18 protein-coding genes are annotated in these 21,923 nt (G+C 66.5%); 4 read left to right on the top strand and 14 right to left on the bottom strand.

Going from position 1 to position 21,923, the window contains the following annotated elements; genetic code table 11:
- Positions 1-227 precede the first annotated feature (227 nt).
- The 6 genes from ACTAQI_RS12655 to ACTAQI_RS12680 form a co-directional block, all read right to left on the bottom strand.
- Positions 228-1,553: a glycoside-pentoside-hexuronide (GPH):cation symporter gene (locus ACTAQI_RS12655; protein WP_457946304.1), complete on the bottom strand. Its 1,326-nt coding sequence runs from the start codon at positions 1,551-1,553 to the stop codon at positions 228-230.
- 49 nt (positions 1,554-1,602) lie between these two features.
- Positions 1,603-2,622, bottom strand: coding sequence for an acetylxylan esterase (locus ACTAQI_RS12660; RefSeq protein WP_457951052.1), 1,020 nt, complete (start codon positions 2,620-2,622; stop codon positions 1,603-1,605).
- A gap of 57 nt (positions 2,623-2,679) precedes the next feature.
- Positions 2,680-4,149, bottom strand: coding sequence for a rhamnulokinase (locus tag ACTAQI_RS12665; protein WP_457946306.1), 1,470 nt, complete (start codon positions 4,147-4,149; stop codon positions 2,680-2,682).
- Entirely contained in the window at positions 4,146-6,182 is a 2,037-nt protein-coding gene (locus ACTAQI_RS12670; RefSeq protein ID WP_457946308.1) for a bifunctional aldolase/short-chain dehydrogenase, read from the bottom strand. Before ACTAQI_RS12670 ends, ACTAQI_RS12665 begins: the two co-directional genes overlap by 4 nt.
- A 6-nt stretch (positions 6,183-6,188) precedes the next feature.
- Positions 6,189-7,355, bottom strand: coding sequence for an L-rhamnose isomerase (gene rhaI, locus ACTAQI_RS12675; RefSeq protein WP_457946310.1), 1,167 nt, complete (start codon positions 7,353-7,355; stop codon positions 6,189-6,191).
- Between the two features lie 120 nt (positions 7,356-7,475).
- On the bottom strand, positions 7,476-7,820 hold the full coding sequence (locus ACTAQI_RS12680; protein WP_457946312.1) for an L-rhamnose mutarotase: 345 nt from the start codon (positions 7,818-7,820) through the stop codon (positions 7,476-7,478).
- Between the two features lie 165 nt (positions 7,821-7,985).
- Here ACTAQI_RS12680 and ACTAQI_RS12685 point away from each other — a divergent pair, with 165 nt between their 5' ends.
- On the top strand, positions 7,986-9,008 hold the full coding sequence (locus ACTAQI_RS12685; RefSeq protein WP_457946313.1) for a LacI family DNA-binding transcriptional regulator: 1,023 nt from the start codon (positions 7,986-7,988) through the stop codon (positions 9,006-9,008).
- Between the two features lie 11 nt (positions 9,009-9,019).
- Here the strand turns inward: ACTAQI_RS12685 and ACTAQI_RS12690 are convergent, their stop codons facing one another.
- Positions 9,020-9,397: a DUF7793 family protein gene (locus tag ACTAQI_RS12690; RefSeq protein WP_457946314.1), complete on the bottom strand. Its 378-nt coding sequence runs from the start codon at positions 9,395-9,397 to the stop codon at positions 9,020-9,022.
- A gap of 312 nt (positions 9,398-9,709) precedes the next feature.
- Between ACTAQI_RS12690 and ACTAQI_RS12695 the strand changes: the two genes are divergently transcribed.
- Positions 9,710-10,276: an ABC transporter substrate-binding protein gene (locus ACTAQI_RS12695; RefSeq protein WP_457946315.1), complete on the top strand. Its 567-nt coding sequence runs from the start codon at positions 9,710-9,712 to the stop codon at positions 10,274-10,276.
- Positions 10,277-10,365: 89 nt separating this feature from the next.
- On the opposite strand, the gene ACTAQI_RS12700 is transcribed toward ACTAQI_RS12695, so the two are convergent.
- The 6 genes from ACTAQI_RS12700 to ACTAQI_RS12725 all read right to left on the bottom strand — a co-directional run bounded on the left by ACTAQI_RS12700 (position 10,366) and on the right by ACTAQI_RS12725 (position 15,941).
- A complete protein-coding gene (locus tag ACTAQI_RS12700) occupies positions 10,366-11,037 on the bottom strand; it encodes a DUF1961 family protein (RefSeq protein WP_457946316.1) in 672 nt (223 codons plus the stop codon).
- Positions 11,038-11,745, bottom strand: coding sequence for a rhamnogalacturonan acetylesterase (locus ACTAQI_RS12705; protein WP_457946317.1), 708 nt, complete (start codon positions 11,743-11,745; stop codon positions 11,038-11,040).
- Between the two features lie 23 nt (positions 11,746-11,768).
- Positions 11,769-12,641: a carbohydrate ABC transporter permease gene (locus ACTAQI_RS12710; RefSeq protein WP_457946319.1), complete on the bottom strand. Its 873-nt coding sequence runs from the start codon at positions 12,639-12,641 to the stop codon at positions 11,769-11,771.
- Positions 12,642-12,643: 2 nt separating this feature from the next.
- Positions 12,644-13,618 carry an ABC transporter permease gene (locus ACTAQI_RS12715; RefSeq protein ID WP_457946320.1) on the bottom strand — a complete coding sequence of 325 codons (975 nt, stop codon included), beginning with the start codon at positions 13,616-13,618 and terminating at the stop codon, positions 12,644-12,646.
- Positions 13,619-15,148, bottom strand: a complete 1,530-nt coding sequence (locus ACTAQI_RS12720) for an extracellular solute-binding protein (protein ID WP_457946321.1) — start codon at positions 15,146-15,148, stop codon at positions 13,619-13,621.
- A gap of 124 nt (positions 15,149-15,272) precedes the next feature.
- A complete protein-coding gene (locus ACTAQI_RS12725; RefSeq protein ID WP_457946322.1) occupies positions 15,273-15,941 on the bottom strand; it encodes a YesL family protein in 669 nt (222 codons plus the stop codon).
- A gap of 255 nt (positions 15,942-16,196) precedes the next feature.
- On the opposite strand from ACTAQI_RS12725, the gene ACTAQI_RS12730 reads away from it, so the two are divergent.
- Positions 16,197-17,405 carry a Gfo/Idh/MocA family protein gene (locus tag ACTAQI_RS12730; protein WP_457946323.1) on the top strand — a complete coding sequence of 403 codons (1,209 nt, stop codon included), beginning with the start codon at positions 16,197-16,199 and terminating at the stop codon, positions 17,403-17,405.
- Positions 17,405-20,665, top strand: a complete 3,261-nt coding sequence (locus ACTAQI_RS12735; protein WP_457946325.1) for a family 78 glycoside hydrolase catalytic domain — start codon at positions 17,405-17,407, stop codon at positions 20,663-20,665. Before ACTAQI_RS12730 ends, ACTAQI_RS12735 begins: the two co-directional genes overlap by 1 nt.
- On the opposite strand, the gene ACTAQI_RS12740 is transcribed toward ACTAQI_RS12735, so the two are convergent.
- A complete protein-coding gene (locus ACTAQI_RS12740; RefSeq protein ID WP_457946327.1) occupies positions 20,652-21,923 on the bottom strand; it encodes an MFS transporter in 1,272 nt (423 codons plus the stop codon). The two genes, ACTAQI_RS12735 and ACTAQI_RS12740, sit on opposite strands and share 14 nt — an antisense overlap.

A 21,923-nucleotide genomic window follows, 5' to 3' on the forward strand; every position in this document is an offset into this window, starting at 1 on the left:
CCTGTTCCAGATGGGAAGCGGGCCCGGATTTCAGAACCCGCCGGAGAAACGGCGAAGGGCAGAGAATGATCTCTGCCCTGTTGGCTCTGAAGGAAAGTTGGATGCGTGTCAGTTAGACGCGGGCCCCTCCAGAGCCAACGAAAAATACGCATACCAACGGTTAGTCATGGAAAAGACCATAGACCCGGGTCAGCGCGGCCGCAAAATCAGCGTCCGTCACATTGCGGTCAGCGCGATTTTTGGAGGCCCGCCACCAGTTCCGCATGCCTTTGGTCAGTGAGGCGGTACCAGTACATGGTGCCGACGGCGGCCAGCACCAGGACGGCCGGCAGCAGCCCGGCAGCGGCCCGGATGGCCAGCACCGCCGGCCCGGCCTGTTCCTGCCCGGCCGAGGAGTACCCTCCCCATGCCAGGGCGAAGGCCACGAGGCCGCCGCCGAAGCCCATTCCCAGTTTCCGCGTGGCGGCCAAAAGTGCGTAGTTGATGCCCTGGACCCGGACCCCGGCCTTCCATTCGCCGTATTCGACCGTGTCTGCGATTAGCGCCCAGGTGAGGATGCTTACCGTCGCGGCTGACAGTTGCGCCAGGACCATCCCTGCAACGGCCAGCCAGGGCACGTCCGCCGGGGCCAGGAAGACCACCAGTCCGCCTGCCGCGCCAAGCAGGCAGCCCACGGTGAACACAGCCTTCTTGCCCCACTTCGCCACCGGGCGCGGCATCACGACGGCGAGTGCCAGGGTGATGACCACCTGCGTTGCCGCCATCAGCGGGAAAAGATCAACGCGGGACAGCACATCGCGCAGGTAATAGAACTGGGCGGCCACCGTGGCGGAGTTCCCGGTGACCAACAGCACGGAACTGAGGCAGAGGACCACCAACGGCGAGTTGACCCTCAGCGCGTCCACGGTTTGGCGCCAGGTGATCCTGGGAACGCTGCCGGCCACCTGTTCCCGGCAGGCAATCCCGGTGAACACGTAGAGCCCCGAACCAACCACCGCGAAGACCAGCGTCATCACGGTGAAGATCTGCTGGACATCCCCGCCCCTGCCCAGGAGCGGTGCCACGAAGAAGCCGAGCGTCGCCCCCACGGACAGCCCGCCGATGGTCCGCGCACCGGCCAGCCTGGCACGCTCCCGGGGGTCCTGGGTCATGGCGCCGACCAGACACCCGTAGGGGACATTCACCAGGCTGTAGGCAAGGCACACCAGGAAGTAGGTGCAGTAGGCGTAGGCGAGCTTCAGGGAGGGCTCGACGTCCGGCACATGGAAAACGGCAGCGCCCAGCACCAGCGGAACGAAGCCAAAGACCAGGAAAGGCCGGAATTTGCCCCATCGGCGGCTGTGGAAGCGGTCCACGATGCGGCCGGCAGCAATGTCCGTGAAGGCATTGAACACCCGCGCAACCACCAAAAGGGTTCCGGCGGCAGCCGCACCGATTCCGGCAATGTCCGTGTAGTAGACCAGCAGGAACATGTTGGCGGTGCCGATGATCATGCTGTTCGCCGCGTCCCCGGCGCCGTAGCCCACCACCGCGGCCCTGTTTAGTCGCTTCATTGCTTCCTGTCCCCGAAGCGAGAAACCGCTTTCTCGCCTCGAGAGCAACCTACCCCAAAATCTTGCGCAGAAACACCAGCTGCCGGATCCAGTGGTGTTCCTGGCCGCCCTCGTGGTTATTGAACCGGTACACCTCAATGTCCTTCACGGCGCCGGTGGCCGATGAGGCGTTCGTGCCGGTCCCGTAGGCGTTGTAGCTGGCGAAAACCGTGGACGGCGGGCAGATGTCATCCATTTGCGCAGCGGAGTACAGCGCCGGAACCGTGGCCCAGCGGGCCAGGTTGACGCCGTCGAAATAGTTGAGGACGCCCAGCGCGGAGTCGTAGCGGTCCCGGTGCCGCGCAAGGAACTGCGCAATCTCGGGGTAGGGCCCGCGCGGAGTGATGTCGATGGCGCGGGGGAAGTCCTGGAGGAAGGGGACGTCGGGCAGCGCGGCGATGACGCCGTCGAGCCGCCCCGCGGTGAGGCCTGCCGTGGCCACCACCAGGCCGCCGCCCTGGCTGACCCCGGCCAGCACCACTTTGGCGGGGTCGATGGCGGGATGGGCCTGGGCTGCCTCCACGGCGCGGAAAGCGTCCACGTAGACGCGGCGGTAGTAGTAATCCTCCCGGCTGGAGATGCCCCTGGTCATCAGGCCGGCGTGCGCCACATCCCCGGCTGACGGGTGTGGATCCGCCGTGTGCCCCAGCGTGCCGCCGTAACCTTGGCCGCGGGTGTCCATGATGAAATGCGCGTACCCGGCCTGCGCCCAGCGCGTGTCCTGGTTAACCAGTCCGCGGCCACCGGAGTAGCCGACGTAGTTCACCACCACCGGAAGCCGGGCACCCGCCTCCCGGTGTGCCGGCAGGTGCAGCCAGCCCTTGACCGGCGCGCCGCCGAAGCCGGCAAAGGTGACGTCAAAGGTGTCGATCACCGCCAGGTAGTTCTCCACCGGTTCAAAGGTTGCGTCCAGCGGGAAGGCGCGGGCTTCGTCCAGGGTGGCATCCCAGAACGCACCCAGGTCCACCGGCGGAGTGACATCCGAGGTGTAGCTGCGCAGCTGGGCCAGGGGAAGGTCGAAAAGGGGCATCATTGTCCTGTTCTGTTTTCGGATGTTCGGCGGGGTCGCGGTGGAGTTCTTCTATTTCTACTGCACGTACCCCTGGCGCACGGTGATGAGTGGTTCAAAGCGCCGAAGGCTCGTGCCGGCCGCGATGATTCCGCGCAGGTGCGGCAGCCCGCCGGTGGCGGCCCCGGCGGCGCGCGCCTGGACCAGGACGTTGCCCAGCGCCGTGGCTTCCACGGGACCGGCCACCACCGGGCGCCCGGTGGCATTGGCGGTGAGCTGGCAGAGCAGGGCGTTCTGGGAGCCCCCGCCCACCACGTGCACCACATCCACGGCACGGTCGGCGAGCCGTTCCGCAGCGGTGATGGTCCTGGCGTAGCCGGCTGCGAGGCTGTCCATGATGCAGCGGGTGATGGCCGCGGGATCATTGGGCAGGACCTCGCCCGTGCGCCGGACCGCGGCACGGATGCGCTCGGGCATATTGTCCGGGGCGATGAAGTACGGGTCATCGGCGTTGATCTGCGGTCCGCCGGCGGGAAGGGCCGCGGCGGCTGAGAGCAGGGCGTCCAGGTGCGGCCGGAAGCCCTCGCCGGCCCACGTCCGCTGGCATTCGCTCAACAGCCAGAGCCCGCCCATGTTGCGCAGGTAGCGGATGGTGCCGTCCACCCCGCGTTCATTGGTGAAGTTGGCTTCCCGGCTGGCCTCGGTCAGGACCGGATGCTTGAGTTCCAGCCCCACCAGGGACCAGGTGCCCGAGGAAATGTACGCGAAGTTTTCCTCCTGGGCGGGAACGGCAGCGACGGCGGAGGCGGTGTCGTGTGAGCCGACCGCCACCACCTTGGTGTCCAGCGGGAGCCCTGCCTGCGCGGCGATGCGGGGCAGGAGCGTTCCCACCGTGTCGCCGGGCTGGATGAGCGGCGGGAACAGGTCCTTGCGCAGGTTCAGCGCCGTGAAGAATTCGGTGGCCCACTCCCCCGCCACGGCGTCGAACAGGCCTGTGGTGGAGGCGTTGGTTGCCTCGGTCCGCCGCACCCCTGTAAGCAGGAACGCGATCAGGTCCGGGATGAGCAGCGCCTTCAACCCCTGCAGGTGGTGTTCCGTGGCCAGCTGGTAGATGGTGTTGAACTGCAGGAACTGCAGCCCGGTGGTCTCATACAGGCGTGCGGGGTCCAGCTTGGCGTGGACGGGCGCGACGGCGGCCCTGCTGCGGTCGTCGCGGTAGCTGTACGGCTGCGCCACCAGCTTCCCCGCGCCGTCCACCAGCCCGTAGTCCACCGCCCAGGTGTCGATGCCGATGCTGGCGATTTTCCCGCCCCCCACGGCAGCCACCGTGGCCGCGGCCGCCAGGCCCTTGAGCACCTCCGCGAAGAGTGCGTCGAAGTCCCAGCGGAGGCCGCCGTCGCGCTCCACCACGCCGTTGGGGAAGCGGTGGACGGTCTCCAGGGAGACGCCCCCGGGGTTGACCCGGCCCAGGATGACCCGGCCGGATGAGGCGCCGATGTCGACGGCGGCGAAGACACCGCCGTCGGCACCGCTTGGCAAGGTGCTCACCGCAGGAAGGCTGCGGCCACTCCGGCGTCCACGGGGATGTGGAGGCCGGTGGTGTGGGACAGTTCGTTGCCGGTGAGGACTGCGGCGGCGTTGGCCACGTGTTCGGGCAGGACTTCGCGCTTGAGCAGGGTGCGCTGGGCGTAGTATTCGCCCAGTTTCTCCTCGTCCACGCCGTAGACGGCGGCGCGCTTGGCGCCCCAGCCGCCGGCGAAGATGCCGGAGCCGCGGACCACGCCGTCGGGGTTGATGCCGTTGACGCGGATGCCGTGCTCGCCCAGTTCGGCGGCTAGGAGCCGGACCTGGTGGGCCTGGTCCGCCTTGGTGGCGGAGTAGGCGATGTTGTTGGGTCCGGCGAACACGGAGTTCTTGGAGGAGATGTAGATGATGTCCCCGCCCATGCCTTGGGCGATCATGACTTTCGCGGCGGCCTTGGCCACCAGGAAGGAGCCCTTGGCCATGACGTTGTGCTGCAGGTCCCAGTCCTTTTCGGTGGTTTCCAGCAGCGGCTTGGAGATGGACAGGCCGGCGTTGTTGACCACCAGGTCCACACCGCCGAAGGCCAGGACGGCGGCGTCGATGGCGGCAGCCACCTGGGCTTCGTCCGTGACGTCGGCCTGGATGCCGATGGCAACGTCCGGGCCGCCGAGTTCTTCGGCAACCTTTTCGGCGTTCTCCAGGTTCAGGTCGGCGATGACCACGCAGGCGCCGTCCGCGGCGAGGCGGGTGGCGATGGCCTTGCCGATGCCCGAGGCCGCGCCGGTCACCAGGGCGATGCGGGTGGCGTGGGACTTGGGCTTGGGCATCCGGGCCAGCTTGGCTTCCTCCAGCGCCCAGTACTCAATCCGGAACTTCTCGGATTCCTCGATCGGGGCGTAGGTGGAGATGGCCTCGGCGCCGCGCATGACGTTGATGGCGTTGATGTAGAACTCGCCGGCAACGCGGGCGGTCTGCTTGTTGGCGCCGAAGGAGAACATGCCCACGCCCGGGACCAGCACGATGGCCGGGTCCGCACCGCGCAGTGCCGGGGACTCGGCATCCGCATGGCGGCTGTAGTAGGCCTGGTAATCCTCGCGGTAGTCGGCGTGCAGCTCGTGCAGCCGGGCGATGGTGTCTTCGATCGAGGAGTCGGTGGGCAGGTCCAGGATGAGTGGCTTGACCTTGGTGCGCAGGAAGTGGTCCGGGCAGGAGGTGCCCAGGGCGCCCAGGCGCGGGTGTTCGGCGGCTTCCAGGAACTCCAGGACGACGGCGTCATCGCTGAAGTGCCCCAGCTGCGGTTTGTCCGTGGAGGCCAGGCCGCGGATCACGGGCGCCAGGGCGGCGGCCTTGGCACGGCGCTCCGCCTCCGGCAGGGCAGCATAGCCCGGGAGCTTGGGTCCGAAGGGCTCGGCCTTGCCGTTGTCCTTGATGTACTTTTCGGCCTGCTCGATGATCCACAGCGAGTTGGTTTCGGCTTCTTCGCTGGTGGCGCCCCAGGCAGTGATGCCGTGGCCGCCCAGGATGGTGCCGATGGCCTGCGGATTGGCGTCCTTGATGGCGGCGATGTCCAGGCCCAGCTGGAACCCGGGGCGGCGCCAGGGTACCCAGACCACCTTGTTGCCGAAGATCTTGGTGGTCAGCGCCTCCCCGTCCACCGCCGTCGCGATCGCGATGCCGGAGTCGGGGTGCAGGTGGTCCACGTGCGCTGCATCCACCAGGCCGTGCATGGCCGTATCGATCGAGGGGGCTGCGCCGCCCTTGCCATGCAGGCAGTAGTCGAACGCCGCCACCATCTCGTCTTCACGCTCAACGCCGGGGTAGACGTTCTTCAGCGCGTTCAGGCGGTCCAGCCGCAGCACCGCCAGGTTTTGTTCCTTCAGGGTGCCCAGGTCCCCGCCGGAGCCCTTGACCCACAGCAGCTGGACGTCCTCGCCGGTGACCGGGTCCTTTTCGGTGCCCTTGGCGGAGGTGTTGCCGCCGGCAAAATTGGTGTTCCGCTTGTCCGCACCCAGGCGGTTGGAGCGGGAAATCAGGTCTTCAACAGTCTTGTTACTCATGGCTATTTAGGCGCCCCATCCGGCTTGCTGGCCGCCCACGCGGTCCTCGTTGATCTTCTTCTGGTAGCCGCTGGCCTTGAAGGCGGCCAACGGGTCCGCGGGCAGGCCGCGGGATTCACGCCACTCGGCCAGGACAGGCCGGACGTCGGTGTAGAAAGCATCGTTGAAGATGCCGTTGGCAGCCAGGACATCCCCGGCGCGCTGGGCCTCGCCCAGGGCAGCCGTGTCCACCAGCAGGGCGCGGGCGGTCATTTCCTGGACGTTCAGTACGGACCGGATCTGGCCGGGGATCTTCTCTTCCAGGTTGTGGCACTGGTCCAGCATCAGTGCCACGCCGGAATCCTTGCCGAAGCCGCCGCCGCGGATCACCTCATGCATGATGCGGAACAGCTGGAACGGATCGGCGGCACCCACGATCAGGTCGTCGTCGGCGTAGAAGCGCGAATTGAAGTCGAAGGAACCCAGTTTGCCCAGGCGCAGCAGCTGCATCACGATGAACTCGATGTTGGTGCCCGGCGCGTGGTGGCCGGTGTCCAGGCAGACAAACGCCTTCTCACCGAGCGCCAGGGTCTGGGCGTAGGAGGTGCCCCAATCCGGAACGTCGGTGTGGTAAAAAGCCGGCTCAAAGAACTTGTACTCCAGCACCAGCCGCTGCTCATCACCCAAGGCGGCGTAGATCTCCTGCAGCGACTCGGCCAGCCGGTCCTGGCGGCCGCGCATGTCATCCTGGCCCGGGTAGTTGGTTCCATCCGCCAGCCAGATCTTCAGGTCCTTCGACCCCGTGGCGTGCATGATCTGGATGCAGTCCAGGTGGTGGTCGACCGCCCGGCGGCGGACCGATTCGTTGGAGGAGGTCAGCGACCCGAACTTGTACTCGTCGTCCTGGAACGTATTGGAGTTGATGGTGCCCAGGCCGACGCCCAGGCCGGCGGCGTAGTCCTTGAGGGCAGCGTAGTCGTCCACCTTGTCCCACGGGATGTGCAGGGCCACGGTGGGGGCCAGGCCCGTCAGTTCATGGACCTTGGCGGCGTCCGCCAGCTTCTCCTGGACCGTGCGCGGCGTACCCGGGGTGCCGAACACCTTGAACCGCGTCCCTGAATTTCCATAGGCCCACGAAGGGACCTCGATGGCAAGCTCCTCGAGCCTGCCCAGCGCCGTTGCTACGTCATTCATGATGGTTCTTTCCGGTGTTGAGCGTCTGTCTGATGCGTTGCTGATTGATGCCCCGCTGCTGGAGCGTGCTGCTGGTAATGCCTGCTGTTCCGGTTATCCCGGATCTTCGCGTCCTGCCGGTCAGCCCGCGGAGGGCTGTGCCGCCAATTGGCTGTCGAGGTTGAAGACCTCCTCCAGCACCTGGAACCCTTCGTCGGGCGCCTGGCCGGAGTCTTCAAAAAGGGTTGCCATCTCGGCCTGCCAACGGGCATTAACCTCTGTCAGGGCCATGCGGGCACGGACGGCGTCAAAGTCGTCGCACTCCACGTACCCCACCAGGAGCCCGTCCTCCCCCAGGAACAGGGAGTAGTTGCGCCAGCCGGCTTCTTTGAGGGCGAGCAGCATCTCCGGCCATACCGCCGCGTGCCGGCGCCGGTATTCATCGATGAGCGCCGGCTGGACCGAGGAACGGAAACACACCCTCATCTGGAATTCCCTTCAAACTTCACAGATCAAACTTCACAAAGTTTGAATCGTTTCATTGTTACGATTCAAAGTACTCTTGGATTTGAGCAGGTGTCAAGCAATGCCAGAAACTTTTGATCTCCCGCACGGAACCTTCCGCTGCGGGCATGTCAGCACGGAGAATCGATGAACCGCACAGCCAGCATCAAGGACGTGGCCACCCACGCGGGAGTGGCCGTGGGAACGGTCTCGAATGTCCTGAACTATCCGGACCGGGTGTCTGAGCGGACCAAGGAGCGGGTCCTGCGCGCCATCGACGAACTGGGGTTTGTCCGCAACGATGCCGCCCGCCAACTCCGCGTTGGGCACAGCCGCACCATCGGGCTGATTGTCCTGGATGTGGGCAACCCGTTCTTCACCTCGGTGGTCCGCGCGGCGGAGGACGCCGCAGCACTGCAGGGAAGCGCCGTCCTGCTCGGCGACAGCGGCCACAACGCCGGCCGGGAGGCGAACTACATCGACCTCTTCCAGGAACAGCGCGTTCAGGGCCTGCTGATCTCACCCGTGGGCGATGTCGCGGACAGGCTGGACCTCCTCCGCGAGCGCGGCGTCCCCACGGTGCTGGTGGACCGGCTGGCTGACGAGTCCAAGTTCAGCTCGGTTGCGGTGGATGACGACGCCGGCGGATACCTCGCTGCCCGGCACCTGCTGGACACGGGCCGCCGTCGGCTGGCCTTCGTTGGCGGCCCCACGTCCATCCGGCAGGTGGCGGACCGCCTCCAGGGGGCCCAGCGGGCCGTAAAGGAAGAGCCGGACGCCACGCTTGAGGTGCTGGAAGCGGAGGGGCAGACGGTCCTGGCCGGCCGCAGCGTGGGCGACATGCTGGTGGAACGCGGCCGGGCGGAGCTGCCGGAGGGTATTTTCTGCGCCAACGACCTCCTGGCCCTCGGCGTCATGCAGTCGCTCACCATGACGCACACGGTCCGCATTCCTGAGGACGTGGCGCTGATTGGCTATGACGACATCGATTTTGCGGTCTCCGCGGTAGTCCCCCTGTCCTCCATCCGGCAGCCCACCCAACTGCTGGGCCGGACAGCCATCGAGCTGCTGTCCGAAGAGGTGGAGTCCCAGAACCCCGTCCACCGGTCCGTCGTATTCACGCCTGAACTGGTGGTGCGGCAGAGCACGGCCCCGGCTGACGCCGGCTGATCAGCGCGGGTTTACCTTCCGGCCTGCTGCAGCCACTTCATGGACTCGTTCCGCGAGGTGAAGAACCGCGTGGGGCAGGGTGGGACGTGGACGCCCAGGAAGAAATTCGCGAGGATCCGGTCCACGGGACTTGTGCCAAGCAGGGCAATCCGGTTGGCCGCACAAGGGATGGAGAACACGGCGCGGGCCTGGATGCTGACATTCTCGGTGGTGGCCATGTCCACCAGCATGGGGTAGTTGCCATCCCCTGCTATCCGGTTCACCGTCGCCATCGCCGCCTGGGCATCTTCGACTTCAATCCGGACTTTGGGTTCCCAAATGAGGTGGATAACGCCATCATTGCGTAATTCCACCGTGCCCTTGCCGCCGTCCACCAATACCGGCTCCATATCCCGCCTCCCTCCAGTGTGCAGTTCCTGACCCCCTCCATCTTGCCCCAGGGCGGAAGGTCCCGACGACGGCACCCCTGGCAGGCCCCCAGCGTGTCCCGCAACGGACTTGACTCATCAGCATACTTACTAATACGTTGGTCGACGTGCCCGTGGCCTGGATCACCGTCCGGTGCCACGCGTCGCGGCCCGCAAGGGCTGCATCTGAAATGAACTGCATTTGAAACAAACAGTTCCGCCGGGGTTCTCCATGGGGGCGGAGCCTCGGGGGTTCGTTGCGCCGCAACCCGGCGCTGAAAGGATTTACCGAAAATGCGAACAAAGGTCTCAGCTTCAGTCACCGCCATTGCCCTCTCCGGCGCCATGCTCTTCGGCATGGCAGGACCGGCGACGGCAGCAGCACCCGCGGCTCCTTCCGCCGCCTCCCAGTCATCACAGACAGCCAACGTCACGGGAACAATCAACCAGACCATTGACGGCGTAGGCACCTTCGTGGGCTCGTTCACGCCGTCCGGTTTCAGCGCCCAGAACGGCCAGCTGAACGTCACCGGCGTTGTGCAGGGCACCTTCACCGACCTCGCCGGGGTAGCCACGCCGGTGAGCCAGACAGTGACCACCACCGCCGCCGCCGCACCTTCCACCGCGGCGGCCCTGGCTTCGGGCGGCAGCTGTGACGTCCTTAACCTGGTTCTCGGGCCCCTGCACCTGGACCTTCTGGGCCTCAACGTCGACCTGAACCAGGTGGTTCTGGACATCACCTCCCAGACCGGAGCGGGCAACCTGGTGGGCAACCTCCTCTGCGCCGTCACCGGGCTCCTGGACGGCGGCACGGGCCTGAACGGCCTGGCCAACCTGCTCAACCGCCTCCTGGGACTCTAGGTTCCTGTAGTTCAACGGTATTGCAGCAACAGGCGGGCGGACCCTCCGGGTCCGCCCGCTTTGCTGTGCCGCCCGCTTTGCTGTGCGGCCTAGAGTTTCTCCACCACCAGGTTCCGGTAGGCAGCCCGCAGCGGCGCCATCTGGCGGAAGCCGATCCGGCCACCGTCCAGCACCTTCTCCGAGGCATCACGCCACGCAAAGAGCTGCAGTCCATTGATGGAAAACACCACCAGCGGCCCGTCCTTCACCACCTCCAGCCGGTAGAAATCAGTTGCGTCCTCCGTGGGCGGCAACGGGTCCGCGCCCTGGGCCACCAACTCGAATCCAGCGCTCTTGCGCAGGTTGCAGGTACGGAAAGCCCGTTCGGATGAGTGCTTGTGGCGGAAATAGGAGACGTGCAGGGCGTCGATGTCGCCCGAGTGGTACTGCGGATAGTAGCCCGTGCGCGGTGCGAGGCCCGGGCTGAAGAGGTCCAGCCCGCGGTATCCCGTGGCTGCGAAGAACAGCATGGCCAGTCCGGGCTCCGGGAGCGGCAGGAACTCCCAGCTGATGCGGATGCCGTCCGGGAATTCCTCCGGACACCAGAACGTCCAGTGCGCGTGGTCCCCGAACTCCCGGTCATCCAGTACGCCGGAAAGTTCCAGGGATCCTTCGTGGCTTCCCATCCTCAGCGGCCCTTCGGCCACCCATCCGGCCACGTCATCGGGTCCCGCCAACGGGTTGCTGTAGAGGATGCCCGGTCCCAAGCCTGCGGCGCCCACCTAGCCGCGTCCCGCCGTCGTGCTTAACTCCTTGGTGCTGGACGGCTCCTTGCTGGACGCGCCGTACCCCAGGGTGCCAAGTTGGCGTGCCACTTCTCCTGCCACCAATGCGGCCCCCTGCTGGGAGAAATGCGTGTTGTCGACCAGGCCGTCGGGCCAATGTGCGTGTTCCCCGGGCGCGAAGTGGCAGAAGAGCTCCCTGGATCCATCCCGTCCCAGCCGGAGATACAGGTGCCTGGTCCAGGCGTTCAGGTCCACCACGGGAACCGCCAGTTCCTGGCCGAGTTCGCGGACCACCTCCGGGTAATCCTCCAGGCTCTCTTCGAGAACGTCCGACGACGGCGGGGCCGGGAAGTGCCGCCGCTCCACCGAGGTGCACAGCAGCGGAGCGGCACCCACGGCCCGCACCTCCCCCACCATGGCGCGCAGGTTTGCCGCGTAACCGGTCCTGGCGGCCAGGTGCTGCTTCTTCTGGTCGTTGTGGCCAAACTGGATGAGCACAGCATCGCCCGGGCCTGCATCGGCGAGCAGCGCCGGCCACAGCCCCTCGTCGCGGAAGGATTCGGTGTCCGCGCCGCCCTTGGCGAAGTTGTGCACCGCGCCCCACGCGTAGGTCAGCGGGGCCAGCTGCGCTCCCCAACCGCTCATGGGGAACTCGTGCGTGGGACAGTTGGCAACGGTGGAGTCTCCGGCCAGCAGGATCTTCATGGTGGTTCTTTCCTAACGGCGGGTCAGCCCTTGACGGAGCCGATGAGCATGCCCTTGGCGAAGTGTTTTTGCAGGAACGGGTAGAAGATGAGGATGGGCAGGGTGGCCACCACGATCACGGCGAACTTGATGCCCTGTTCCGGCGGGATGTAGTTGGGGTCAACGTTGCCCGTGCCCAGCAAGTCCGACGCCGCCGTGACCTGGCGGAGGTACATCTGCAGGGTCCACTTGGAGTTGTCACTGAGGTACAGCAGGGGCGACATGAAGTCGTTCCAGATCCCCACGGCATAGAACAGCGCGAAAGTGGCCAGGACCGGCTTGGACAGCGGCAGCAGGATCCGCCAGAGGATCCCGATCTCGGTGGCGCCGTCCATCTTGGCCGACTCCTCCAGCTCCTGCGGGAGTTCCTGGAAGAAGTTCTTGATGATGATCAGGCTGAACGGGTTGATGGCCGCAGGCAGGATCAGCGCCCAGTAGGAGTTCAGCAGGCCCAGGTCCTTGACCAGCAGGAAGGTGGGGATCATGCCGCCGGAGAAGACCATGGCAAAAACCACCAGGGACAGGATGACGTTCCTGCCCCGCAGGGTCTTCTTGGCCAGCGGGTAGGCCATGGTCACGGTGAAGGCCAGTTGGACCAGGGTACCCACCGCCGTGACCAGGATGGTGGTCACCAGGGCGCGGACGAACGCCGGGGTGGCGAAGATGTACTCGTAGGAACCCAGGGTGAACTGTTCGGGCCAGACGAAGAACGCCCGGCGGGTAATCTCCGCTTCCGTGGCAAAGGAGCCCGCAAAGACGTAGACGAACGGCAGCAAAGTGATAATGCCGATCAGGGACAGGAAGACGTAGTTGGCGGCGTCAAAGATCCGGCCGCCGCGGGTGTTGTGGATTTTCATGGCTAGAACAGTCCGCTCTGGTTGAATCGCTTGGCCAGCCAGTTGGTGCCGAAGATCAGCACGATGCCCACCAGTGATTTGAACAGGCCCACCGCGGTGGAGTAGCTGTAGGCGCCCTGGGTGATGCCCACGAAGTAGACGTACGTGTCAAAGACGTCCGCCACTTCACGGTTCAAGGCATTGGTCATCAGGTAGATCTGCTCAAAGCCGGTGTTGAGCATCTGCCCGATGGCCAGGATCAGCATCACGATGATGGTGGACCGGATCGCGGGAAGGGTGATGTGCCAAACGCGCCGGAACCGGCCGGCACCGTCAATGATGGCGGCCTCGTACTGGTCCTGGTCCACGGTGGACAGTGCGGCCAGGAAGATGATGGTGCCCCAGCCGGTGTTCTTCCAGATTTCCTGCAGCACGATCAGGGGGCGGAACCAGGCCGGATCGGACAGGAAATCGATGTGCGTGCCCATGGTGTTGTTCAGGAACTGGAACAGCGGCCCGATGTCCAGGGCGAACAGCAGAAAGCTCAGCGACGCCACGATGGTCCAGGACAGGAAGTGCGGGATGTACACCAGGGTCTGGACGGTGCGCTTGAGGATGGACAGCCGGACCTCGTTCAGCAGCAGTGCCAGGACGATGGTCAGCGGGAAGGCCACCCCGAGGTTCAGGAAGGCCAGGATCAGGGTGTTGCCCAGCAGCCGGGGAAAGTCCGGGTTGGCGAAGAAATCCTCGAAATTCCGGAACCCCACCCAGGGACTTCCATTCACCCCGAGGAACGGGACGTAATCCTTGAACGCGATGGACACCCCGTACATGGGGGCGTAGCGGAACACCGCGAAGTACACCACGCCGGGCAGGAGCAGCAGGTACAGCCATTTGTAGTGCGCGAAATGGACGGAGAACCTGCCCCCGTTCCGGGGAGCGGGCGCGGTCCTGCGCGCCCGCTCCCCGGCGAGGGTGTCAATGACAGGGGCTGCCATTTACTTGTTGTCCTGCCAGAGCTTGTTGATCTCTTCCTTGACCTTGTTGCCGCCGCTGGTGTCCCACAGCTTGATGGCATCCTTGAGGCCCTGCTCATCGATCTGTCCGGCCAGGTACTTGATGCGAGCATCGGCCACGATGTTGTCCAGCTGTGCACCCTTGGCCACGTAGGTGGCGGAAACGTAAGGCGCGGCCGGGTTGTAGACGGCGCTCTTGAGGTCCTCAGCCATGACTTCGGTGCGCTTGTCGAAGACCTGCTGCTCGTAGTCGGAGGGCTGCTTCACCGGGTAGAAGGTGTTGCCGGCAACGTTCATGCCCAGCTGGGCGTAGCTCTTGATGTCGGTGGTGACAGCCTTCCCTTCCGGGGTCTCCGGCTTGATGGTGGCCGCCTTGCCGTCTTCCACCTTGAAGTTCACGCCCTCGATGCCGTTGTTCAGCAGGGTGGCAACATCCTTGTCGTTCATGGTGTTCAGGAAGTCCAGGACCTTGCCCAGTTCAGCCTCGCTCTTGACGCTGGCCTTGGGGATGGCCAGGAAGCCCGAGTAGCCGTCGGTGGGGTGGGCGTGCAGCTTGCCGTCCGGGCCTTCGAGGTTGCCCACGAAGCCCACCTTGTTCTGGAAATTGCTGGGGTCTGCCTGCTTGAACAGGTTGATGAGGACGCTGACCCGGGAATCGACGTCCACAATGATGCCGCCCTTGCCGTTGAAGAACGGCTCGTTCCACTTGGTGCTGTCAAAGGTGGCGAAGTCCGGGTTGATGAGCTTTTCGTCCACCATCTTCTTGATGAAGCGGTCAGCTTCCAGGAATTCGTCGGTTTCGAAGCTGGGGATGAGTTTCCCATCCCGCTCCGTCCACCGGTTTCCGGCGCCGTACCACTCCTCGATCAGGTCGTAAGGGCTGTTGGTGCCCAGCGCACCCCACTTGGGGATGGTGATGCCCCAGGTGTCGTTCTGGCCGTTGCCGTCCGGGTCCTGCTCGGTGAACGCCTTGGCCACCTTGTACAGGTCCTCGGTGGTCTTGGGTGGCTGCAGGCCCAGCTTGTCCAGCCAGTCCTGGCGGAACATGACGGCCGCCCGCATGGGGGCACGGCCCCGGAACACGCCGTAGACCTTGCCGTTGACGCTGGCGTTCTTTTGGATGTCCGGGAAGGTTGTCTTGAGGTTGGGGTACTTGTCCAGCTTGTCAGTGAGGTCCCAGAACGCGCCTGCCTGTGCATTCTTGACGAAGCCGGGGGTCTTTCCCTGGATCACCATGACCTGCGGGATGTCCGAACCCGCCAGCGTGATGTTGGTTTTGTCCTCGTAGGAGGCATTGGGAGTCCAGTTGATCTTGACCTGCTTGCCGGTGAGCTCCTCCAGCTTCTTCTGGACCGCGCCGTCCGCAGCTGGCGGCTGGGCTTCAAGGAACGGGGCCATGATGGACACGGAGGTCAGGTCCGCGGCGGGGGTGTCCCCGCCGCTGCAGGCTGTGAGGGACAGTGCCGTGGCGGTGACGGCGGCGGCGGCCAGGGATAGTTTCCGACGGATCATATTTCTTCCTTTTCCACTTCGTTGGGGTTCTTCGGGCTGGTTGCCCACAGTTTTGATACGTTTCATTCCTGCATCCGCGCAGGGCGGACCACACCGGCAGCAGCCGGGCGCTTGGGGACGGACTTCAGGCGGTGGAGGCCCCTTGCAGGGCGGAGTGCACGGCAGGCTGGGCCGCCGCGGCTATCGATTCATCATTGGCAGTGAAGAAGCGGTGGCACAGCCAGCCGGTGAGGTAGAGCCAGGCCCCGATGCTGAAGAACGGAACCAGGCCCGGGAGGGAGCTGCTGGCATAAAGCACCGCGGCGGAGACGAAGAGCAGGATGACGGTCCCTGCCAGGTGCCGCACGGCGAACCGGGAAGACATCAGCAGGTACTGCGGCAGCGGCAGCTCGTACCTGGCATACATGGGGAACACGTAGCAGACGGCACCCGCCAGGAAAATCGCCGCAACGAAGACGCCGGCCGCCATGAGCTGCGCCGGGATTCCGCCATCCCCGGAAAAGTAGTTCCAGTTCAGGACCAGCGCCGCGGCGACGGCCATGACCGGAAGCGCAAGCGCGTTGGCCCTGAAGAAGTTCCGGAAGTACGCCGGGGCAAACCCGCGCAGCAGCGGAGCAGCATCCCCCGCGGCCCGCTTGCGCACGGCGATCTGCGCGGCGGCGGTGGCAGGGCCCGCGCCAAAAACACCACAACCCAGCAGGGTGAAGGCGATCCACAGCAGGTTGAGGCCGGCAATCCACACGAGTGCGTCGAAAAATGAGTAGGCACGCGCACTGAAGGTCCCGGACAGCATGGCACGGCTCCCTTCTGTTCTCCATCGTTGCAGAGGCGAAGCGGAAAGTGCCCCGCATCACGCTGGTAATCGGTTTCTCGAAAATGTAAACCCCTTGCCGGTCCCCGGTCAAGCAAAATTTTGAATCGTTACATAGCTGGACTGGAACCGCCAGCATGCCGCACACTGATTGGTGGAAAGCGCTTGCTGGATTGATGCACGCGCCCAGGATCCCGGTGCCCGCAATGCTGGTGCCGATGGCCAGAATGGAGAACCATGCGAACGGCAACGGAAGCCGCGGGCAGCGACGCCGCAGCAGCTTCAGCACCAGCAGCACCGAGGGTTGCGCTGGTGGGAGTCCACGGCTTTGGCACCCACCACCTGCGGAACCTCGAGCGCCTGGCGGCAGCGGGCAGTGTTGACCTGGTTGCCGTGGCGGACCCGCAGCCGCCGGCACCCGGCTCCGTCCCGCCGTCGGCCACTGTTTACCCTGGACTCGATGACCTCCTCACAACCACCCGGGACCTGGACCTGATCATCGTGGCCACACCCATCCAGACGCATGCCCCACTGGCCCTGGCCGCCCTGGCCACGGACGCGGAGCTGTACCTTGAGAAGCCTCCCGTCGCTTCACTGCCGGACTTCAACCGCCTGTGCGCTGCGGCAGCGGAGTCAGGCCGCGGGGTACAGATCGGCTTCCAGAGCCTCGGCTCGCACGCCCTGAAAGCGATTGAAGAATTGCTCGCCGCCGGGACCATCGGAACGCTGGAAGGCATCTCCGCCACCGGCCGCTGGGTCCGGGACAAGGCGTACTACAAGCGTTCCCGCTGGGCAGGAAAACGGAGTATCAACGGTGTGGACGTGGTGGACGGCGTCGCCACCAACCCGCTGGCCCACGCCGTGGCAACTGCTTTGCGGATTGCCGGGGCCCGCACCACCGCGGATGTGGCCTCCGTGGACACAGAGCTGTACAGGGCCAATGACATCGAATCGGATGACACCTCAGTGATCCGGATCCGCACCGCAGCGGGCCTGCCCATCACCTGCGCCCTGACCATCTGCGCCTCGGAATCCGTTGAGCCGTATGTCACCCTCCAGGGCTCGGCCGGCACCGCCGTGTTCCACTACACCGAGGACCGGCTCACCGTCGAGACGGCGGACGGACGCACGGAGGAAACCTACGGCCGTGACGACCTGACCGAGAACCTCCTGGCCCACCGCGCCCGCGGCGTTCCGCTCATCAGCAGCCTGGTGGACAGCGGAGCCTTCATGCTGGTGCTGGAAGCCGTCCGCACAGCACCGCTGCCTGCTCTTATCGACGCCGCGCATGTCCGGTGGGAGGGCGACGGCGACGCAGCCCACGCGGTGGTGCCCGGCATCGAGGAAGCCTTGGAGCGGGCGGGCACGCAGCATGCCACGTTCAGCGAACTGGGACTTCCCTGGGCTGCCGCCACACCCGTGGCCTTCGACATGCCGGCCTCCTGATGACGCCGCAGGAGACCGAAGCAGGGCAGCTCCACGCGACAAACCTCCTGACGGACGGGCTTGTCCCCTGCCTGACGGCTGCACCATCCCCCGTCTTCGGCTGGCAATTGGGCCAGGACGACGCCGGCGATCCCGCCCTTGCGCGGCAGACCGGTTACGAGCTGGAAGTCCAGGACGCCCGGGGCACCGTGCTGTGGAGCTCGGGACAGGTGGCATCCTCCTGCCAGCGTGGTATCCCCTACGAAGGTCCCCTGCTCGATGACGACGCGGAATACGCCTGGCGCGTGCGCGTCCGTGATGCGGCAGGCGTTCCGGGTCCGTGGTCATCCGCGCAGCCGTTCAGCACCGGCCTCACGGACAGCTCCTGGCAGGCGGACTGGATGGGCCGCTCACCGGGCGGCCGTGCCCCGCTGGAGGTCCTCGACCACGCACTCCGGGTGGCCGGGTCCCCCTTCCTGCCCGTTCCCTGCCCTGCGATGCGCAGCTTCCGGCTTGAGGCCCGGCTGCGCCCTGTGATGGGCCGGGCCGGCCTGCTCCTGCGCAGCATCGGCGCGGGAACCGGACTGCTGCTGGAACTGAGTGCCGCTGGAGAAGTGGTGCTCCGCCGCGCACCCGAGTGGGAGATCCCGGCTCCCACCACTCCGGAAACTCCAGTACTGGCCAGTGCCCGGGTCAAGGACTCGGCGGACAGTCCCTGGCGGGAACTTACCGTCAGTGACGACGGCCGGACCATCCGTGTCGCCGTGGACGGGACGGAACTACTGGCGGTTGACGAGCCGGCTGACCAATCCGTTGAACAACCGGTCGCGGGCAGGCTCGCCCTGCACCAGGGCCCGCGGAGCCAGGCGGAGTACGCGGCGCTGCGCATCATCAGCACCACTTCCGGCGGCCCCGAAGCACTCCTGCTGGACCACCGCTTCGATGCCGGCGAGGACCAGGCCCTGGCCTGCCTGGCGCACTGGCCCCGAACCACCGGACACCGGCAGCCCGATGAATGGACGCTGTTCCGGACCACGTACCAGCTCACCGGGACGGTCCGGCGGGCCCGGCTTTACGCCGCAGCCCACCACCACGCCCAGCTCTCCGTGGCGGGGACGCACTGCCTGAGCACTACGTCGTTCGGCTACCCGGGAGAGGGCTACTACGATGCCGCCGACGTGACGGAACTGCTCGCCGGCCACCCTGCGGATACCCCCGTTCCGGTCACGGCCCTGCTCCACTGGTACGGCCCCGGCCAGGGGCGCGCCGCAGGCATCCCGGGCCTCCTGCTCCGGCTCACGGTGGATTACCACGACGGCCGCCGCGACGTCCTCGCATCAAGCCCGGACTGGTCCGCAGGCGAGGCTCCCTACCGCCAGTCGGGGTACCGCAACGATGAAGGCGATCCCGTGGAACACCTGGACGGCCACGCCGCGGCGTCCCTTGATGCAGCCGGCAGCCTGCCGGCCGCCATCAGCTCCGGTGCCCACCCGTCGTCGGACTTCCCCCGCCTGCACCCCCGCAGGACGTTCCTTGCCGGCGGGTTCGTGGCCCCGCGGCAGTTCCTGACCGCCGACGACGGCACCATGGTTGCGGACTTCGGCCAGGTCATTCCCGCGCGGCCGGAGGTGGACTTTCTGTCCGGCGTCCCCGGCCGCACCGTCATGCTCCGGGCCGGCTACGCCCTCCGCCCTGGCGGAAGGGTGGACGCCGGGAAGACCGCCAGCCAGAACACGGACATGTCCTTCCCCTACACCCAGGCGGCCGGGCCCCAGCAGTTCCGCGCCTCGGTGCACCTGGGTTTCCGCTACCTTGAACTGCCCGGGATTGACGCCGCCGAGGTATCCCGCGTTGGCGCCGCCACGGTCCACGGGAGCCATCCCGGCGAGGGCAGCTTCAGCAGTTCCTGCCCGGTTCTGGACGGGGTGTTCCAGTTGCTCCGCGACTCTGCGCTCTACGGCGTGCAGGAACAGTTCGTGGACACCCCCACCCGCGAAAAGGGCCAGTTCCTGGCCGATGCCGCGAACATCTCCTACGCCACCATGGCGCTCTTCGGCGAACATGCCTACACGGCGCAGGCGCTGCGGGAGTTCGCCTGGTCCGCCCGCCGCTACTGGACAGCCGGCGGGGAGAAGGGGCGCTACAACGCCGTCTATCCCAACGGTGACGGCAAGCGCGACATCCCCGATTTCTCCCTGATGCTGCCGGAGTGGGCGGAGGAGTACCACCTGCGCACCGGCGATCTTGCCCTGGTCCGGGAGCTGCTGCCCCACCTGCGCGACACGGCAGACTACGCGCTCCATTACATCCCGGCAGAGGGCCCGACGGCGGGGCTGGTCACCAACCTGGGCGGCGGTTCCGGTCCCTACCTGCACGGCATCGTGGACTGGCCGGCGCCCGGCCGGTTCGGCTACGACATGGAGTGCGCGGCCAAAACCACCGTCAATGCCCAGGCCTACTCGGCGCTGGTGTCCACGGCGCGGCTCTGCAGCGCCACCGGCGACCAGGACGCGGCGGTCCGCTATGCGGCTGCTGCCCGCACCCTCGCCGAGGCCATCCGGACGCGTTTGCGGGTGGGCGGGGTCATGGTTGACGGCCTCCATGCCGGCGGTATTCCCAGCACCCACGCTTCCCAGCACGCGGCATCGTTCCCGCTGTCGCTGGGCATTACCGAACCTGCATATGAGGCTGCCGACGCCGCCCGGATCGCGGGGATGGGCATGCGCCAGGGACCCATGACGGTGCACCGGCTGGTCCGGGCGTTGTTGAGCCAGGGCAAGGTGGACGCGGTGCTGGACCTCCTCACGGACAAGGATCAGCCGGGCTGGGCGCGGCTCCTGGACCGCGGAGCCAGCTTCACCTGGGAGGCCTGGGACCTCGAAGACGGCAGTGACCACAGCCAGTCGCACGCCTGGTCCGCGTCGGTGGCCAAGGAGATCCTTGAGCACGTGCTGGGCGTTCGGTACAGCGTGCCTGGCGGCAACGAGGTGGTGATCGAGCCGCCGCTGTGCCGGCTGGAGCATGCCCGTGGCAGCGTTCCCGTGGACAACGGGTATGTGCATGCCGGCTGGCACCGGCGCGGCGGCCAAGTGGAGCTGGAGTGCACGGTTCCGCCCGGCACCACGGCCACTGTCCGGTTGCCCGGCGGCACTTACGGGGTGAAGGGGCCCACTGCGGATGCCGCCGTCGTGCTTTCCGCTGTGGACGGCGACGGCCGAAAGTGCCCGGCCACCCGCGACTTCCGGGTGCACGCCGGAACCTGGACGTTCAGGCCTGCCTAGCAGCCGCCGGGCGCCGCCCGTGCCACCACAGCAGCAGGCCCACCGCGGCCGCGGAGAGCATGCCCAGGCCGCCGGTGACCACCAGCCCGGTCCGCACGCCGAACTGCTCGGTCAGCCAGCCCGCCAGCAGGCCACCGCAGGCATGACCACCCAGCAGGAGCGGAAGGTACAACGCCATCACGCGGCCACGGATGGCAGGCCCGGCTTCGAGCTGGACCGCGGTGGCGGCGCTGGTCAGGAACAGCAGCGTCATCATGCCCACCACTGCCAACATTGCCACGAACAGCACCAGGGTGGGCATAAGCGCGGCCACCAGCTGGGACAAGCCAAAGAAGGCGGCCGCGGCCACAATGCCCCTGCGGCCCATGTTCCCAAGCCGGGCCGCCAGGAGCGCCCCCGCCAGGGCACCAACGGCGCTGACGGTATTGAACAGGCCAAAGCCCTGCACGCCGTTGTGCCACACCCGCTCGGCAAAGGCGGCGAGGACCACCGGCCCGTTCATGCCGAAGGCGCCCAGCAGCCCTGCCAGCAGGATGAGGAGCAGCAGGCGCGGGCGTTCGCTGACATACCGGAAGCCGGCCAGCACCTGCCCGCGCCCCCGCTGGGCGGGCGCACTGGGGTGCAGTTCGTGGAGGCGGATGGCTGCGATCAGGCCCAGCACCACCACACCGATCAGCGCGTTTGAGGCGAAGGCGGCGGCCGGTCCTGCCTGCGCAATCAGCACGCCGCCCAGCGCCGGGCCGGCCATGGCGCCCAGCTGGGACAGCGCGTTGTTGAGGCCGATGGCGGGACGCAGCGCGGCGTCGCCCACCACTTCGTTGACGAAGACCTGCCGGGTGGGCTGGTCCACCGCTGCGGTGATGCCCAGTGCGACGCAGCCGGCGTAGACAACCCAGACAGTGATGGAGCCGCTGGCAGCCCAGGCGGCCAGCCCCAGGCCGAGCAGCACAATGATGGACTGGCACACCATCATGATCCGGCGCTTGGGGAAGATGTCCACCACCAGCCCGGCAAGCGGCCCCACCACCAGCATGGGCAGGAATTGGAGGGCGACGGCGGCCCCCACAGCGGCGGGGCTTCCGGTCAGCTGCAGCACCAGCCAGTCCTGGGCCAGGCGCTGCATCCACACGCCGAGGCTGCCGGCCAGCTGCATGGCCAGGAAGAGCCGGTAGTTGTGTTGCCTGAGGGGGTGGTACCAGCGGGGCTGGCTTGTTCGGAGTTGCGCAGCGGGTTCGGAACGGGTGCGGCGGGGAGGCAC

This window comes from Pseudarthrobacter sp. alpha12b (genome assembly GCF_054130495.1).

What these genes read in the sequence shown, in the direction of transcription:
- ACTAQI_RS12705 (WP_457946317.1), bottom strand. Translation starts at nt 11,745, where the DNA reads ATGAAGATCCTGCTGGCCGGAGACTCCACCGTTGCCAACTGTCCCACG.
- ACTAQI_RS12720 (WP_457946321.1), bottom strand. Translation starts at nt 15,148, where the DNA reads ATGATCCGTCGGAAACTATCCCTGGCCGCCGCCGCCGTCACCGCCACG.
- ACTAQI_RS12660 (WP_457951052.1), bottom strand. Translation starts at nt 2,622, where the DNA reads ATGCCCCTTTTCGACCTTCCCCTGGCCCAGCTGCGCAGCTACACCTCG.
- ACTAQI_RS12685 (WP_457946313.1), top strand. Translation starts at nt 7,986, where the DNA reads ATGAACCGCACAGCCAGCATCAAGGACGTGGCCACCCACGCGGGAGTG.
- ACTAQI_RS12680 (WP_457946312.1), bottom strand. Translation starts at nt 7,820, where the DNA reads ATGAGGGTGTGTTTCCGTTCCTCGGTCCAGCCGGCGCTCATCGATGAA.
- ACTAQI_RS12710 (WP_457946319.1), bottom strand. Translation starts at nt 12,641, where the DNA reads ATGAAAATCCACAACACCCGCGGCGGCCGGATCTTTGACGCCGCCAAC.
- ACTAQI_RS12690 (WP_457946314.1), bottom strand. Translation starts at nt 9,397, where the DNA reads ATGGAGCCGGTATTGGTGGACGGCGGCAAGGGCACGGTGGAATTACGC.
- ACTAQI_RS12730 (WP_457946323.1), top strand. Translation starts at nt 16,197, where the DNA reads ATGCGAACGGCAACGGAAGCCGCGGGCAGCGACGCCGCAGCAGCTTCA.
- ACTAQI_RS12670 (WP_457946308.1), bottom strand. Translation starts at nt 6,182, where the DNA reads ATGAGTAACAAGACTGTTGAAGACCTGATTTCCCGCTCCAACCGCCTG.
- ACTAQI_RS12725 (WP_457946322.1), bottom strand. Translation starts at nt 15,941, where the DNA reads ATGCTGTCCGGGACCTTCAGTGCGCGTGCCTACTCATTTTTCGACGCA.
- ACTAQI_RS12715 (WP_457946320.1), bottom strand. Translation starts at nt 13,618, where the DNA reads ATGGCAGCCCCTGTCATTGACACCCTCGCCGGGGAGCGGGCGCGCAGG.
- ACTAQI_RS12735 (WP_457946325.1), top strand. Translation starts at nt 17,405, where the DNA reads ATGACGCCGCAGGAGACCGAAGCAGGGCAGCTCCACGCGACAAACCTC.
- rhaI (WP_457946310.1), bottom strand. Translation starts at nt 7,355, where the DNA reads ATGAATGACGTAGCAACGGCGCTGGGCAGGCTCGAGGAGCTTGCCATC.
- ACTAQI_RS12695 (WP_457946315.1), top strand. Translation starts at nt 9,710, where the DNA reads ATGCGAACAAAGGTCTCAGCTTCAGTCACCGCCATTGCCCTCTCCGGC.
- ACTAQI_RS12655 (WP_457946304.1), bottom strand. Translation starts at nt 1,553, where the DNA reads ATGAAGCGACTAAACAGGGCCGCGGTGGTGGGCTACGGCGCCGGGGAC.